Below are 15,320 nucleotides of genomic sequence, written 5' to 3'. Positions count from 1 at the left end.
CACGACCGCACCCGCCGGGCCGATGCTGAGCGCCGACGCGATGGACGGCCTGCTGCGCGAAGGCAACGCCATGCTGGGCAAGGGCAAGCTGGTCTCGCCCATCGGCGCCAACGCCGCCGAACGCTTCCTCGCGGTGCTGCGCACCTATCCGGACAACGCCGAGGCGCAGGCCGGCCTGCAGGGCGTGGTCGACGCGCTCGGCACGCGCATCGTCCGGCGGGTGCAGGACGGCGAAGGCACGGACGCGCGCGATCTGTACGAACAGGCGCAGCGGCTTGCCGACCAGGGCCGCCTGCGCGGCAAGCCGGCCTGGCGCGCCTTCGAGACGCGCGTCGGCGACGCCGCTTCCGCGGCGGTGGGCGACGCCACGCGGGCGCTCGACCGCGACCGCCTCGACGCGCTGGCGCCGCTGGCCACCGTGCTGCGCCATAAACCGGATGCGCTGTCGCAAGCCGGCGGCCTCGCCGAGCTGATCGCGCGCGTGCCGAAGCCCGGCACGGTGTTCGAGGACGCCGGCGGCCCGGCGCTGGTGTTCGTGCCGGCCGCGTGGGACGGCGACCGCACCGACCGCGCCTTCGCGATCGGCCGCAGCGAAGTGACGCGCGGCCAGTACGCCGCGTTCGTGCGCGCCAGCGGGCGCGCGACCAGCCGCTGCGCCGAGCCGCTCAATCCGTTCTCGCGCCTGCGCCGGTTCGCCTGGGACGATCCCGGTTTCGCCCAGACCAACGACCATCCGGCGGTCTGCGTGAGCTGGCGCGACGCGCTCGCCTATACGCGCTGGCTGAGCCAGCGCACCGGCCAGCGCTATCGCCTGCCGACCGAGCGCGAGTGGCTGCACGTCGCGCGCGGCGTGGGCGGCGGCAGCCCCTGCGCGCTCGGCGACGTCGCCGACGCCAGCCGCGAAGGCCGCCGCGGCGGCACGCCGTTCGCCTGCGGCGACGGCTTCCCGCACACCGCGCCGGCCGCGCACTTCGCCGCCTCCGACCTCGGCGTCTACGACCTGCTCGGCAACGCCAGCGAATGGACCGCCGACTGCGCGCGCGGCAGCGCGCTGCGCCGGCTGTTCGACGACGACACCAACTGCGTCGGCCGCTGGTACCGCGGCCTGTCCTGGCGCGACGGCGACGGCGAGAGCAACCTGCAGCGCCGCGGCGACGCCGCGCCCGACATCGGCTACACCACCGTCGGCTTCCGCGTGCTGCGCGAAGTCGACGCCGAGCACCTGCCACCACCGCCCGCGCCATGACCCTTCGTTCCCTGCGCATCCAGCGCTACCTGATCACCGGCCTGTTGACCTTCATCCCGCTGTGGGTGACCTGGCTGGTGTTCAAGTTCATCTTCGGCCTGCTCGCCGGCGTCGGCGCGCCGCTGGTCGCCGCCCTGCTCGGCGTGGCCTCGCCGCCGCTGCGCGAAGCGCTCGGCCACGCCTGGCTGCTGCCGCTGCTGGCGCTGGTGGCGACGCTGCTGTCCCTGTACACGTTGGGGTTCCTGGCCTCGCGCGTGCTCGGTGCGCGCATCCTCGGCGGGTTCGACCGCGTGATGGAACGCATCCCGATGGTGCACACCATCTACGGCGGCGCCAAGAAGCTGATGAGCGTGCTGAGCACGAAGCCGTCCGGCACGCAGCGCGTGGTGCTGATCGACTTCCCGGCGCCGCCGCTGAAGGCGGTCGGCTTCGTCACCCGCACCTTCCGCGACGAGCAGGGCCGCGAACTGGCCGCGGTGTACGTGCCGACCACGCCGAACCCGACCGGCGGCTACCTGGAAGTCGTGCCCACCGAGCGGCTGACCGCGACCACCTGGAGCGTCGACCAGGCGATGGCGTTCATCCTGTCCGCCGGCGCGGTGGTGCCGGACAGCGTGCCCGCGCCGGCCGAGCGACCGGCCGGCTGAGCGCCGCCTCGCAAAACATGGCTTCCAGCACGGTTGCGGCGTCGGCGTCGCGGCTACAGTGGCAACGCCTCTTCTCAGGCATCGTATGTCTCCTTGACTTCAGGCCGGCCCGCCCGGCCTGTTTCTTTTGCGGAGGCCGCATGCGCGCGCTCGTGCTGTTGTCGTGGCTGGCCCTGCTGCCGGCGCTCGTGCCGGCGGCCGACGCCGCCGACTGGACCACGCCGGCCGAAGCCGCGCATTACCGCAGCACGCCCGACGGCGCTGCCACCCGCGCGTACCTGCAGCGGCTCGCCGACGCCGCGCCCGGCACGCTGCGCCTCGCGCGGTTCGGCACCACGCCGCAGGGCCGCCCGCTGGACGTGGTCGTCGCCTCGAACGGCGGCACGTTCACGCCCGCGGCCGCGCGCGCCGCCGGCAAGGCGGTGGTGCTGGTGCAGGCCGGCATCCACGCCGGCGAGATCGAGGGCAAGGACGCCGGCCTCGCGCTGCTGCGCGACCTCGTCATCCGGCACAAATATCCGCACCTGCTCGACCGCGTCGTGCTGCTGTACGTGCCGGTGTTCAACGTCGACGGCCACGCGCGCACCGGCCCGTACAACCGCATCAACCAGAACGGCCCCGCGGCGATGGGCTTCCGCGCCACCGCGCAGAACCTCAACCTCAACCGCGACTACGTCAAGGCCGATGCGCCGGAGATGCGCGCCTGGCTGGCGCTGTGGAACGCCTGGCTGCCGGACCTGCTGATCGACGTGCACACCACCGACGGCGCCGACTACCGCTACGACCTGACCTGGTACACCGAAGACCCGCACAAGCTCGATCCCGCCATCGACGCCTGGCAGCGCGCCGCGCTGAACGCCGTGCTGCCGCGCTTCGAGCGCCGCGGCCACCTCGCCTCGCCGTACCTGGAGCTGAAGGACGGCCGCGACATCACCAAGGGCATCGTCAACTTCGGCTCCGGCCCGCGCTTCTCCACCGGCTACGCCGCGCTGCAGAACCGGCCCGCGCTGCTGATCGAGACGCACATGCTGAAGGACTACGCGACGCGCGTGCGCGCCAGCTACGACATGGTCGAGCTGATGCTGGAGCGCGTCGCCGCCGATCCCGCGGCGCTGCGCGACGCCGTCGCGCGCGCCGACGCCGCCACCGTCGCGCGCGCCGCACGGACGGACGTGCGCGTGCCGCTGGCCTTCAAGCTTGCCGAGCCGCCGACCACGATCACGCTGAAAGGCTTTGCGTTCACGCAGGAGCGCAGCGAGATCTCCGGCGACCTGTGGGTGCATTACGACCCGAGGCGGCCGCAGACCTACACGGTGCCGTGGTGGCGCGACCTCGCGCCCGAGGTCAGCGTGGCGCCGCCCGCCGCGTATCTGGTGCCGGCCGAATGGTCCGCGGCGATCGAGCGCCTCGACGCGCACGGCATCCGCTACGAGCGCTTGGCGAAGCCGCTGACGCTGGAAGCCGACACCTGGCGCATGACGCACCCGGAGTGGGCGACGCAGCCCTTCGAGAGCCACCTGATGCTGGCGCGCTTCGACATCGCGCCCGAGCGCACCACGGTCACGCTCGCGCCCGGCGCGGTGATCGTGCCGCTGGACCAGCGCGCCGCCAACGTCGCCATCGAACTGCTGGAGCCGCAGGCGCCGGATTCGCTGGTGGCCTGGGGCTACTTCGACGCGATCTTCCAGCAGCACGAATACGCCGAGCCGCGCGTGGCCGAGCAGCTCGCCCGCGACATGCTGGCGAAGGACCCGGCGCTGCGCGCCGCGTTCGAAGCGAAGCTGCGCGACAACCCCGCCTTCGCCGGCAACCCCGCTGCGCGTCTGGCCTGGTTCTACGACCGCTCGCCGTGGAAGGCGGTGCAGCGCGTCGGCCTGTACCCGGTGCTGCGCCTCGACGCCGCCGCGCTGGCGAAGGCGCGCGCGGCGGAGTGACGACCCCCACGCCGCGTAGGGCGGAAGCCGCGCAGCGGCTTCCGCCGATCGCCGGCGAAGATGCGCGGCAGAGCGACGGCGGAACCGATGAAGCCGGTTCCGCCCTACCCGTAGGGTGGAAGCCGCAACGCGGCTTCCGCCGTGCCGGAGCGGTGCACGTGCCGGAGCAGCGAAGCGGCGGAACCGATGAAGCCGGTTCCGCCCTACCCGTAGGGTGGAAGCCGCAACGCGGCTTCCGCCGGTCGCCGCTCAGCGCAGCGCGAGGAAATCCACGCTGCAGACGAAGCGCACGGCGTCGAGGCGCGGGCGCGCCTTGGCCATGGCCTCGCGCAGCGCCTGCAGTTCGCGCTCGACGGCCTGCACTTCGTCGGCGCGCACGGCGGGGTTGACGCGCTGCAGCGCCAGCAGGCGCTCGTGCTCGGCGCCGAGCGCGCGGTCGGCCGCGGCGGTGGCGCGGGCAACTTCGGCGGTCGCCCGCTCGCGCGCCTCGCGCTCGGCGCGTTCCAGCATCGGCGCCACCAGCTTGGCGAGGTACTTGCGGTAGCGCGGCACGTCCACCGGGCGGTCGCCGGCGCGGCGCAGCGCGTTCTCGGATGGCCGGAACTCCGCGCGCACGGCGAGGCGCGTGTCGACGGCGATGCGCAGCGGCAGCGGCGGCAGGAAGCGCTCGACGCCCAGCCGGCGGTCGGCCACGCACTCCAGCACGAACACGCACTCGAGCACGGCGCTGCGCGGCGGCAGCGCGTCGTCGACGAGGAAGGCGGCGTTGCCCTGCTCGCCCTCCAGCAGCAGGTCGAGCGCGCCGGCGACCATCGGATGGTCGAGGCGCAGCAGCGGCAGCTCCTCGCGCGCCAGCGCCACGGCGCGCTCGAAGGTGGCCTGGCGCGGGCCGTCCTTGAGGCCGGGGAAGGCGTCGGTGGCGACGTACTCCGGATCGAGCAGCACGGTGCGCCCGCCATGTTCCTCGACGTGCACGCCGAACTGTTCGAACAGCTCGCCGATGAAGGCGTCGCGCGCGAGATCGGCGTCCTCGGCGGCGAGCGCGTGGCGCAGCGTTTCGGCGCGCGCCTCGCGCGCGGCGGCCAGTTCCAGCAGGCGGTCGCGCCCCTGGTGCACCAGCGCGGACAGCTCGGCGTGCGCAGCCGCGGTCTCGGCGATCAGCACGTCGAATTCCTGGTCGGGCGCGTCGCCGCCGCGCGCGTGCTCGGCGGCAAGCTCGACGACGGTCGCGCCGAAGCGGCGCAGCAGCTCGCGGCCGTCGGCCGGGCTGTCGCGGAACGCGCCGACGCCCTCGTCGAACCAGCGCAGCAGCACGTGCTGCGCAGTGCCGGCGAAGGCGACGGCGTGGATCGCGATGTCGCGGCGCTGGCCGATGCGGTCGAGGCGGCCGATGCGCTGCTCCAGCAGGTCGGGATCGAGCGGCAGGTCCCACAGGATCAGCCGGTGCGCGAACTGGAAGTTGCGCCCTTCCGAGCCGATCTCGGAGCACAGCAGCAGGCGCGCGCCGTCGGGCTCGGCGAAGAACGCCGCGTTGCGGTCGCGCTGGACGATGCCGAGCCCTTCGTGGAAGCGCGCCAGCTTGGCGCCGCTGCGCGTGCGCAGCGCTTCCTCCAGCGCCAGCACCTTGGCCCGGCTGCGGCAGATCAGCAGGAACTTGTCCTGCGGATGCGCGTCCAGCAGCGCGACCAGCCAGGGCAGGCGCGGATCGCGCGCGTAGTCGTATTCCAGCGCCGGCGCCGGCTGCTGGATGTCGGCGTGGAATTCGCCGAGCAACTGCTGGCGCTGGTCCTCGCCGAGCGCGCTGCCGTCGAGCACGTCCAGCGCCGGCACGCGCTTCGGGAAGCCGCCGACCACGGCGCGCCGGTTGCGGAACATCGCGCGGCCGGTGCCGTGGCGGTCGATCAGCGCGTCGGTCAGCGCTTCGGCGCTGCCGGCGGCCTGCGGATAGGCGGCAAGCGTTTCGAGCAGCGCCGCGTCGCCGGCGAAGTGCGCGGCGAGCGCGTCGTGCTCGGCCGCGTCCAGCGCGGCGCCGTCGCCGAGCTTCTCGGCGATACGCGACAGCGCGAGGTAGCCGTCGGCTTCGGCGAGGTAGGCGTCCAGATCGCGGTAGCGCGCCGGATCGAGCAGGCGCAGGCGCGCGAAGTGGCCGCTGCGGCCGAGCTGCTCCGGGGTCGCGGTCAGCAGCACCACGCCGGGCGTGGCCGCGGCGAGGCGCTCGACCAGCGCGTACTGCGGGCTGGCGCCCTGCGGCGTCCAGGCGAGATGGTGCGCCTCGTCGACCACCAGCAGATCCCAGCGTGCGTCGAGCGCCTGCTCGGCGCGCCGCGGCGACGCGCCGAGGAAAGCGAAATCGGCGATCACCAGTTGCTCGTCCTCGAACGGATTGCGGCCCGAGTCGGCGACCTCGATCGACTCGCAGCGCTCCTCGTCGAAGATCGCGAACTGCAGGTTGAAGCGGCGCAGCAGTTCGACGAACCACTGCGTCACCAGCGTCTCCGGCAGCAGCACCAGCACGCGCTCGGCGCGGCCGGCGGCGAGCAGGCGCGCGATCAGCAGGCCGGCCTCGATGGTCTTGCCGAGGCCGACCTCGTCGGCCAGCAGCACGCGCGGCGGGCGGCGCGTCGCGGCGACCTCGGTCACGCGCAATTGGTGCGGGATCAGGTCCACGCGCGCGCTGCCGATGCCCCAGCCGGGCGAGCGCTGCGCCTCGGCGCGGCGCGCCAGCGCCTGCACGCGGAAGTCGAACTGGTCGGGACGGTCGACGCGGCCGGAGATCAGGCGATCGTCGGCCTGCGACACCGCCTGCTCGTCGTCGAGCTGGCCTTCGCCCAGTTCGCGGCCTTCGCCGTTGTAGACCAGCAGGCCGTCGCGCATCTCCACGCGCTCGACCAGGAACGACAGCCCCTTGCCGGCGATGCGCTGGCCGACGCGGAATTCCGCGCGCACCAGCGGTGCGCTCTGCGCGGCGTACTGCCGCAGCACGCCGGACTTGGCGAACAACACCTGCACGCCGCGGCCTTCGACGCGCAGCACGGTGCCGAGGCCAAGCTCGGGCTCGGCGTTGGAGATCCAGCGTTGTCCGGGGACGAAGTTCATCGAGCGCGGCGAGTGAGGCGGGCCGCGGATTATCCGCTGGCCGGCAAAAGCGCGCAAAGCGAGCAAGCGCCGTGCCGGGCTGCGCTACGCTTGTGCTCCGGTCCGATGACACGCCGACGATGCCCCGGATGCTTCGCCTGACGCTGGCGCTGCTGCTGGCCGCGGCGACCTTCGCCACCGAAGCTGCCGCCCCGGCCGCCGCGCCCGCGCAAACCCTCGCCACACGCGCCTGCGACGCCCTCGCCGCGCGCGTCGACGCGGTGCCGGGCCGCGGCCCGCTGCTGCTGCGCAGCTACGACGACGAGAGCGGCAAGGGGCCGTCGCGCGAGCCGGCGCTCGCCACCGCCGCGTTCACCTACGACAACGCGCTGGCGACGATCGCGCTGGTCGCCTGCGGGCGGCCGGCGCAGGCCGAACGCATCGGCGCCGCGCTCGCCGCGGCCGCACGCGGCGATTCCCGCCTGCGCAACGCCTACCGTGCCGGCACGGTCGACGGCGCGCCGCTGCCGAACGGCTGGTGGGACGCGGCGCAGCGGCGTTGGCTGGAAGACGGCTACCAGATGGGCACCGCCACCGGCAACGTCGCCTGGACCATGCTGGCGCTGCTGACCGTGGCCGAGCACGACGGCGACGCGCGCTGGACCGGCGGCGCGCGCCGGCTGGGCGCGTGGGTGGTCGCGAACGCGCGCAGTGCGACCGGCGCCGGCGGCTTCGGCGGCGGCGTCTACGGCTTCGACGACCATCCGCAGGCGCTCACCTGGAAGTCGACCGAACACAACCTCGACCTCGCCGCCGCGTTCACCCGGCTGGCGCGGCGCGATCCGGCCGGCCATTGGGACGCGCAGGCGCGCGCCGCACGCGCCTTCGTCGATGCGCAATGGGACGCCGCCAGCGGCCACTTCCTCACCGGTACCGCGCCCGATGGCATCACGCCCAACCGTTCGACCTCCGCGCTGGACGCGCAGTTCTGGGCCCTGCTGCTGCCGGATGCGCCGCCGGCATGGCGCCGCGCGCTCGCCTACGCCGAGCGCGTGCACGGCGTCGCTGCCGGCTTCGACTTCAGCGAAGACCGCGACGGCGTGTGGGTGGAAGGCACCGCGCAGGGCGCGCTCGCCTATCGCGTGGTGGGTCGTCGCGACGACGCGCTACGCCTGCTGCGCGGCCTCGCCGACGACATCAGCCCCGGCGGCCTGCTCTACGCCACGCCGCAAGCGCGCCTCAGCACCGGGCTGGCGCTCACGCCGACGAGCAGCACCGACGACTTCCGCTACTACCACTGGCCGCACCTCGGCGCGACCGCGTGGGCGGCGTTGGCTGCGCTAGGCTGGAATCCGTACACCGGTGGGCGCGTGCGCTGATGGCGGATGGAACGTGACTGCGCCGATTTAAATAGGTGTAAGTGAGTCCGGTACCGTTTTGGTGCCAGATGAGCCTGGCACCGCTATTCAGAATTCTATGATCGCGGCGGCGAGCTGAAGTGCCAATCCGGTGACAAGCACGATCAGCCCGAGACGCTGATGTCTAGGTGTCAGTTCTTGGAGTCGAACTGAGCGTGGATAGGTAACCGTAGCGTCGACTACGCCACCGATTAGCACGACGTAGCTGAACAGGCTGAGCGCGAATCCATAAGCAGCATATGCCGATGGGCGCCCGGAGAAGAATACGATGACAGCACCGATACAAGCACCCAGCGCAAGCCCAGTGTGCGCCCAAAGCAATGCTGCACCCACCCAAATGACCATAAAACGCTTGATTCGATCACTGCGAACAACTGCTTCAGAGAGCACTACTACGCCGATAAGCCCATAGGCAGTGCCTGCGAGGTTCAACATCTTCGCGGCAGGAATGACAAGTAATCCTGACAACAAGAAGGTCAGCATGATGCCTGCAGCCAACGACACCAAGATCAAGACAGCGAAGCCTGTCGAGTAAAAAATCGGCCAACTGCGCGCGCTGAGTTTGAGTCGTTTCATAGTCTGATCGCTTCCCTTCCTCACACTGTAATTTCGTGGCGAGCCGAACGACACAATGGCATCAGGTTCATAAACTTACTTTTTCAATCTACCAAAATCGTACAAAAACGGTGCCGGGTTCACTTGTCGCCGTTTGAATCACGCATCTTGCCAAGGCGCGGAACGTTCGCGGGTCATGCTCAGCCGGAACTGTGCAATCCCTACCACAATGCGCGGTGCGGCGATTGAAGCGTACACGTGCCGGCATCGCGATGACGCCAGGTCAAGGCGGGCCAGATCGCAGAGAGAAAAAAGGGCGCCGCTCGCGCGGCGCCCTCCGTCTCTGCGAAACAACGCCGCCGCGGCGTTACCAGATCTTCACCTGCGTGTCGTCCGGCCGCACCATCGGCTGGCCGGCCTTGCACTGGAACGCCTCGGCGAAGGCGGGCATGTTGGACGGCGCGCCGATCGCGCGGAACTTGGCCGGGGCGTGCGGATCGGCGTTGAGGCGCACGATCTGCGCCTGCTCGCGGATGTCGCCGCGCCACACGCGCGCCCAGTTGAGGAAGAAGCGCTGGTCCTGCGTGTAGCCGTCGATCTTCTCCGCGGCCTCCTGCGGCTTGTTCGCCAGCGCCATCTGCAGCGCGTCGTGGGCGACGTTCAGGCCACCCAGGTCGGCGATGTTCTCGCCCAGCGTCAACTGGCCGTTGACGTGCAGGTCGGGCTTGTCGGCCAGCGGCGCGTAGCCGTTGAACTGCTCGACCAACCGGTGCGTGCGCGCGTCGAACTTGGCGCGGTCGTCCTTGGTCCACCAGTTGGCGTTGTTGCCCTTGGCGTCGAACTGGCTGCCCTCGTCGTCGTAGCCGTGGGTCATCTCATGGCCGATCACCGCGCCGATGCCGCCGTAGTTGATGGCGTCGTCGGCGTGCGGGTCGAAGAACGGCGGCTGCAGGATCGCGGCCGGGAAGTTCACCGTGTTGTCGGTCGGGTTGTAGTAGGCGTTGACCGTCTGCGGCGTCATGCCCCATTCGAGGCGATCGGTCGGCTTGCCGACCTTCGACAGGTCGTAGTCGTGGTTGAACCTGGCCGCCGCCATCGCATTGGCGTAGTAGTTGTCCGGCGTGACCGTCAGGCCCGACCAGTCGCGCCACTTGTCCGGATAGCCGATCTTCGGCAGGAAGGTGCTCCACTTCTCCAGCGCCTTCTGCTTGGTCGCGTCGCCCATCCAGTCGAGTTTCTCGATGCGCGCCTTCAGCGCGTCGCGCAGGTTGTTGACCAGCACCAGCGCCTGCTGCTTGGCCTCCGGCGGGAAGGTCTTGGCGACGTAGAGCTCGCCGAGCGCCATGCCCATGCCCTCGTTGGTGGCGCCGAGCACGCGCTTCCAGCGCGGCTTGATTTCCTTCTGGCCCTGCAGGGTCTGCGAATAGAACGCGAAGTTCTCCTGCACGAACGGATCGGACAGGTACGGCGCCGCGCCCTCGATGGCGTGGTAGCGCAGGTAGGCGCGCCACTGCGATGCCGGCGCCGTCTTCAGCAATTTGCCGACCTCGCCGAAGAACGCCGGCTGCGACAGCGAGAAGCCGTCCTTGACGTCGAGCCCCTGCGCGGCGAAGAACTGCTGCCAGGAGAAGCCCGGGGTCAGCTTGTCGGCCCGGGCGAAGCTGACAAAGTGGTACTGGTTCTCCGGCTTGCGCAGCTCGACCGGCGCCAGCGACGCCTTGGCGAGGCGCGTTTCGAACGCCATCACGGCCTTCGCCTGCTTTGCCGCATCGGCGGCCGGCGTGCCGGCCAGCTCAAGCATCTTCGCGATGTGCGCGACGTACTGCGTGCGCAGCTTGGCGTAGTCCTTCTTCAAGTAGTAGTCCTTGGTCGGCAGGCCGAGGCCGCCCTGGTAGGCGTAGGCGATCTGCATCGAGGAGTTCTTGAAGTCGGCACCGGAGCCGAACTGGAACAGGCCGCCCTGGCCGCGCGCGAAGCTGTCGTTGAGGTAGGCGACGACGTCCTTGCGCGACTTCAGCGCGTCGATCTTCGCCAGTTCCGGCTTGATCGGATCGAAGCCCGCCTTGTTCACCGCGGCCTCGTCCATGCCGGCGGCGTAGAACCAGCCGATCTTCTGCTCGATCGAGCCCGCCTGCGCGCCGGCGGCGTTCTTCGCCGCGTCCTCGACGATGGCATGCTGCGTGTCGAGGCTCTTCTCCTGCAGCGCGTCGAACGCGCCCCAGCGCACGCGGTCGGCCGGAATCGGATTGGCCGCCACCCACTTGGCGTTGACGAAGGTGTTGAAGTCGGTGCAGGCGCTGGCCGGATCGCCCAGCTCGCTCACGTCGAACACCTTGGGCGCGGCCGGCACGGCGGCGGCCGCCATCTTCGCGGCGCCCTTGGATGGTGTCTGCGTGGCGCAACCGGCCAGGCCGAGCGCCAGCCCCATCGCCAGCGCAAGCGGCTTCATTGCGGAAAGTTTCATGCGAGCTTCCTCGTGAAATGGTCGGACCCGCGGGGCGGGAACCAGAACGGGTCGTGGCACGGGGGAGACGGCATACGCACGCATCCGTCCCGCGAACCTAAGCGCCCGGCCGGCAAGCTTACAGTGTCGAAGGTCAGGGGCCGGAGCCGGCCGCCGTTGCCAGCAGCACGCGATGCAGCACGGTGTAGCGCGACCCGTTCGCGTCGGGGCTGCTGGCGTACAGGGTCAGCGCGTCGAATCGGCAGGCGGGCAGCGCCGCTTCGGGGTTCGGCGCCGGCCACGCCGCCTCCGGCGTCAGCCGCGCCAGGGTGACGTGGGCGCGGAACGCGCGACGTTCGGCGCTGAATTCGTGCGCGCGCGCCAGCGCCTCGGCGCGCTCGGCCAGGCTGCGCAGCGCCGGCGGCATCGCCAGTTGCAGCACCAGCACGCGCGGCCGGCGCGCGTCCGGCCACAGCCCCAGGCCGCAGCCGGCCAGGGTCGGCGCCGCGATCGCCAGCCCGGGCAGCGCGGCGCCGAGGCTTTCGGCCTGCGCGGCGCGGGTAGCGCCGAAGAAGCGCACGGTCAAGTGCTGCTGCGCGGGCGCGGTCCAGCGCACGCCCGCCTGCGCGCGCTGCCCGCCGCGCAGGCGCGACTGCAGCGCGGCGAGCGCGTCCAGCGTGGCGGCGTCGGGGTCCAGCGCGAGGAAACAGCGGAGCGGCACGGGGGCCATCCGTGCATTCTTGCCGCAAGTGCGCACCAACGCCAGCGCGGCATAATGCCGGCGGCATCCACGGGAGCGATCCGATGCGAGTCGAATTCCACGGTGCGGCGGGCGGCGAGGTCACCGGTTCCTGTCACCTCGTGCACGCCAACGGCAAACGCGTGCTGCTCGACTGCGGCATGATCCAGGGCGAGCCCGACGAGGACCATCGCAACCGCGCGCCGTTCTCCTTCGACGTCGGCGCGATCGACGCGGTGGTGCTGAGCCACGCGCACATCGACCACCTCGGCCGCCTGCCGCTGCTGGTGAAGCGCGGCTACGCCGGTCCGATCTACGTGCACGAGGCCACCGCCGCGTTGGCGCCGGTGATGCTGGAGGATTCCGCCTCGCTGGCCGCGCACGACGCCGAATGGGCGCGGCACCACGGCCAGCCGCACGCCGAACCGCTGTACGACCTCGACGACGTGCGCCATGCGCTGCACCTGCTGCGCCCCCTGCCCTACGCCGCGGCGCGCGAGATCCTGCCCGGCGTGCGCCTGACCCTGCAGGACGCCGGCCACATCCTCGGCTCCTCGATCGTCGAGCTGGCCGCGGACGAGGGCGGGCGCACGCGCAAGCTGGTGTACTCCGGCGACCTCGGCATGCGCGGCGCGCCGATCATGCGCGACCCCACGCGCATCGCGCAGGCCGACCTGGTGCTGATGGAAGCGACCTACGGCGACCGCAACCACCGCTCGCGCGCGGAGACGGTGGCCGAACTGGGCGAAGTGTTCCGCCACGCGCGCGCCGGCGGCGGCAACGTGCTGATCCCGGCGTTCGCGGTCGGCCGCACGCAGGAGCTGCTGTACTGGTTCGCGCGCTACTACGAGGAGTGGGGGCTGGCGCAGTTCCACATCTTCCTGGACAGCCCGATGGCGGCCAAGGTGATCGGCGTGTACGAGCGCTTCGACACGCTGTTCGACGAGGCCGCCAAGCGCCTGTGGAGCGGCAAGCTGAAGCCGTTCCGCCTGCCCAATCTGCATCTCACCGTGGATACCGCGCAGTCGAAGGCGATCAACCGCGTGAGCAGCGGCGCGATCATCATCGCCGGCTCCGGCATGTGCAACGGCGGCCGCATCCGCCACCACCTGTTCTACAACCTCGGCAAGCGCAACGCGCACGTGATCTTCGTCGGCTACCAGGCCGCCGGCACGCTGGGCCGGCGCCTGGTCGACGGCGCCGAGACGGTGCACCTGTTCGGCGAGGAGATCCGCGTGGAGGCGATGCGCCACACCATCGGCGGCCTCTCCGCGCACATCGACCAGGCCGGCCTGCTCGACTGGTACGGCGGTTTCGATGGCCGCCCCGCGCTGTGCCTGGTGCACGGCGAGAACCCCGCGCGCAACGCGCTGGCGGAGAAGCTGCGCGAGCGCTACGGCATCACGCCCGCGCTTAGCCAGCCGGGCATGACGCTCGAGGTGTAGCGCTCAGCGCATCAGGATGCGTTTCGGCTTGATCGGCAGGCGCCCGCGCCAGTACTGGATCAGCACGAAGCCGCCCAGCGCGCCGCCGAGATGGGCGAAGTGCGCCACGCCGGCCTGCGTGCCGGTGACGCCGAGGAACAGCTCCAGCGCCATGTAGCCGATCACCACGATCCACGCCGGCAACGGGATCGGCATGTACAGCGAGATGATGCGCGCCTGCGGATACATCATGCCGAACGCCAGCAGCAGGCCGAAGATGCCGCCGGAGGCGCCCAGCGTCGGGTAATAGCCGCCGGTGAACCAGTGCACCACGGCGAGCTGCGCCACCGCCGCCATCACCACGCAGACGAAGTAGTAGACGAGGAAATTGCGCTCGCCGAACAGCCGCTCGATCTGCCCGCCGAACATGAACAGCGCGAGCATGTTGAAGAACAGGTGCGGCAGCCCGCCGTGCATGAACGCGTAGGTCAGCAGTTGCCAGGCGCGGAAACCGACCATGACCGGCGTGCCGTCGGCGGCGAAGCCGGCGACCTGGTCGGGGCCGAGCGGCCACAGCGCGAAGTGCACCACCAGGATCTGGCCGGCGAACATCTGCAGCAGGTAGACGGCGATGTTCGCGATCAGCAGCGCGCGCGTCATCGGTGGCAGGTCGAAGGGCATCGGGGGTACCTGTCGCGGCATGCAAACGGGAGGCAGCGCGGCTTGCGCAGCCGAAGCCGCACGGCCGGCGCGGACGCGCGCCCGCGCGGGAATCCGCCAGATAGTCGCACATCCGCGCAAGCCCGGCCCAGCCGGCACGGCGGCACTGGACGGCGCCCGCCCGCCAGCTTATACCTTGGCGCCGCGCGGGGAGCGCGGGAGGGGCACGTCATGAAACGCTGGCTGCTGCGGGCGCTGGCCGCCCTGCTCGTCGTCGTCGCCGCCTTGGTGGCATTCGTCTGGATCCGCAGCGCCGCCGCGCTCGGCCAGCACTACGCCATCGACGAACCGCCGCTCGCCCTGCCCACCGACGCGGCCAGCCTGGCGCACGGCGAGCGCGTCGCCATCATGCGCGGCTGCCGCATCTGCCACGCGCCCGATCTCGCCGGCCACGTCGAGATGGACGTGCCGCCGATCGGCCGCCTGGCCGCGCCCAACCTGACCCGCGGCCACGGCGGTCTCGGCGCGACGCTGAGCGTCGCCGACTGGGAGCGCGCGATCCGCCACGGCGTCGCGCCGGACGGCCGCCCGCTGCTGTTCATGCCGGCACGCGATTTCGCCAACCTCAGCGATGCCGACACCGCCGCGCTGATCGCCTGGGCACGGCAGGTGCCGCCGGTGGACCGCGAGATGCCGCCGCCGCGTGTCGGCCCGGTCGGGCGCGCGCTGTTCGCGTTCGGGCGCATGCCGAACCTGCTGGAGGCGCGCCTGATCGACCAGCACGCACCGCACGAAGCGGCGGTCGCCGCGACGCCCACCGCCGACTACGGCCGCTACCTCGCCGGCGCCTGCGTCGGCTGCCACGGCGAGCACTTCTCCGGCGGCGCCATCCCCGGCCTGCCGCCGAGCTTCCCCAAGGCCGCTAATTTGACGCCGGACCCGGCCACCGGGCTCGGCAAGTGGAGCGAAGCGGATTTCGTGCACACGCTGCGCACCGGCAAGCGTCCGGACGGCACGGCGCTCGACCCGTTCATGCCGTGGCGCAACCTGGCGCAGATGAACGACACCGAGATGGCGGCGCGGTGGGCCTACCTGCGCACGCTGCCGCCGCGGCCGCGCGGGCGGCGCTGACGGCGCCGCGGCCGGGCCAGCGCAGGGCGGGGTTCGATCCGCGGATGG

The 15,320-nt window shown here is 71.5% G+C and carries 11 protein-coding genes; 6 read left to right on the top strand and 5 right to left on the bottom strand.

What is annotated here, in order from left to right:
- From ABFC67_RS14025 to ABFC67_RS14015, 3 genes are all read left to right on the top strand, one after another.
- Positions 1-1,246: SUMF1/EgtB/PvdO family nonheme iron enzyme (locus tag ABFC67_RS14025; RefSeq protein ID WP_346738651.1), on the top strand; the 1,246-nt coding region annotated here is incomplete at its 5' end.
- On the top strand, positions 1,243-1,893 hold the full coding sequence (locus ABFC67_RS14020) for a DUF502 domain-containing protein (protein WP_346738650.1): 651 nt from the start codon (positions 1,243-1,245) through the stop codon (positions 1,891-1,893). The genes ABFC67_RS14025 and ABFC67_RS14020, both read left to right, overlap by 4 nt.
- A 140-nt stretch (positions 1,894-2,033) precedes the next feature.
- Complete coding sequence (locus ABFC67_RS14015; RefSeq protein ID WP_346738649.1) at positions 2,034-3,827, top strand: M14 family metallopeptidase; 1,794 nt, start codon at positions 2,034-2,036, stop codon at positions 3,825-3,827.
- Positions 3,828-4,076: 249 nt separating this feature from the next.
- Here ABFC67_RS14015 and rapA read toward each other — a convergent pair whose 3' ends face one another.
- Entirely contained in the window at positions 4,077-6,923 is a 2,847-nt protein-coding gene (gene rapA, locus ABFC67_RS14010; RefSeq protein WP_346738648.1) for an RNA polymerase-associated protein RapA, read from the bottom strand.
- A 128-nt stretch (positions 6,924-7,051) separates the two neighbouring features.
- Between rapA and ABFC67_RS14005 the strand changes: the two genes are divergently transcribed.
- Positions 7,052-8,281 carry a hypothetical protein gene (locus tag ABFC67_RS14005; protein WP_346738647.1) on the top strand — a complete coding sequence of 410 codons (1,230 nt, stop codon included), beginning with the start codon at positions 7,052-7,054 and terminating at the stop codon, positions 8,279-8,281.
- Positions 8,282-8,368: 87 nt separating this feature from the next.
- Here ABFC67_RS14005 and ABFC67_RS14000 read toward each other — a convergent pair whose 3' ends face one another.
- The 3 genes from ABFC67_RS14000 to thpR form a co-directional block, all read right to left on the bottom strand.
- A complete protein-coding gene (locus ABFC67_RS14000) occupies positions 8,369-8,896 on the bottom strand; it encodes a hypothetical protein (protein WP_346738646.1) in 528 nt (175 codons plus the stop codon).
- 346 nt (positions 8,897-9,242) lie between these two features.
- On the bottom strand, positions 9,243-11,339 hold the full coding sequence (locus tag ABFC67_RS13995) for a M13 family metallopeptidase (protein WP_346738645.1): 2,097 nt from the start codon (positions 11,337-11,339) through the stop codon (positions 9,243-9,245).
- A gap of 133 nt (positions 11,340-11,472) precedes the next feature.
- Positions 11,473-12,039 (bottom strand): RNA 2',3'-cyclic phosphodiesterase, encoded by a 567-nt coding sequence (gene thpR, locus ABFC67_RS13990; RefSeq protein ID WP_346738644.1) that lies wholly within the window; start codon positions 12,037-12,039, stop codon positions 11,473-11,475.
- 83 nt (positions 12,040-12,122) lie between these two features.
- On the opposite strand from thpR, the gene ABFC67_RS13985 reads away from it, so the two are divergent.
- Positions 12,123-13,502: an MBL fold metallo-hydrolase gene (locus ABFC67_RS13985; protein ID WP_346738643.1), complete on the top strand. Its 1,380-nt coding sequence runs from the start codon at positions 12,123-12,125 to the stop codon at positions 13,500-13,502.
- A gap of 3 nt (positions 13,503-13,505) precedes the next feature.
- On the opposite strand, the gene ABFC67_RS13980 is transcribed toward ABFC67_RS13985, so the two are convergent.
- Positions 13,506-14,162 (bottom strand): rhomboid family intramembrane serine protease, encoded by a 657-nt coding sequence (locus ABFC67_RS13980; protein WP_346738642.1) that lies wholly within the window; start codon positions 14,160-14,162, stop codon positions 13,506-13,508.
- Between the two features lie 210 nt (positions 14,163-14,372).
- On the opposite strand from ABFC67_RS13980, the gene ABFC67_RS13975 reads away from it, so the two are divergent.
- Entirely contained in the window at positions 14,373-15,272 is a 900-nt protein-coding gene (locus ABFC67_RS13975) for a c-type cytochrome (protein ID WP_346738641.1), read from the top strand.
- The last annotated feature ends 48 nt before the right edge of the window (positions 15,273-15,320 follow it).

The sequence above is a fragment of the Mizugakiibacter sp. genome, from assembly GCF_039680435.1.
Classification (GTDB): Bacteria; Pseudomonadota; Gammaproteobacteria; order Xanthomonadales; family Rhodanobacteraceae; genus Mizugakiibacter.
The sequence above is the reverse complement of the archived record's forward strand: the minus strand, read 5'-3'. Positions and strand labels throughout refer to the sequence as shown.

Coding starts and splice junctions, on each gene's coding strand:
- ABFC67_RS14020 (WP_346738650.1), top strand. CDS start 1,243: ATGACCCTTCGTTCCCTGCGCATCCAGCGCTACCTGATCACCGGCCTG.
- ABFC67_RS14015 (WP_346738649.1), top strand. CDS start 2,034: ATGCGCGCGCTCGTGCTGTTGTCGTGGCTGGCCCTGCTGCCGGCGCTC.
- rapA (WP_346738648.1), bottom strand. CDS start 6,923: ATGAACTTCGTCCCCGGACAACGCTGGATCTCCAACGCCGAGCCCGAG.
- ABFC67_RS14005 (WP_346738647.1), top strand. CDS start 7,052: ATGCTTCGCCTGACGCTGGCGCTGCTGCTGGCCGCGGCGACCTTCGCC.
- ABFC67_RS14000 (WP_346738646.1), bottom strand. CDS start 8,896: ATGAAACGACTCAAACTCAGCGCGCGCAGTTGGCCGATTTTTTACTCG.
- ABFC67_RS13995 (WP_346738645.1), bottom strand. CDS start 11,339: ATGAAACTTTCCGCAATGAAGCCGCTTGCGCTGGCGATGGGGCTGGCG.
- ABFC67_RS13985 (WP_346738643.1), top strand. CDS start 12,123: ATGCGAGTCGAATTCCACGGTGCGGCGGGCGGCGAGGTCACCGGTTCC.
- ABFC67_RS13980 (WP_346738642.1), bottom strand. CDS start 14,162: ATGCCCTTCGACCTGCCACCGATGACGCGCGCGCTGCTGATCGCGAAC.
- ABFC67_RS13975 (WP_346738641.1), top strand. CDS start 14,373: ATGAAACGCTGGCTGCTGCGGGCGCTGGCCGCCCTGCTCGTCGTCGTC.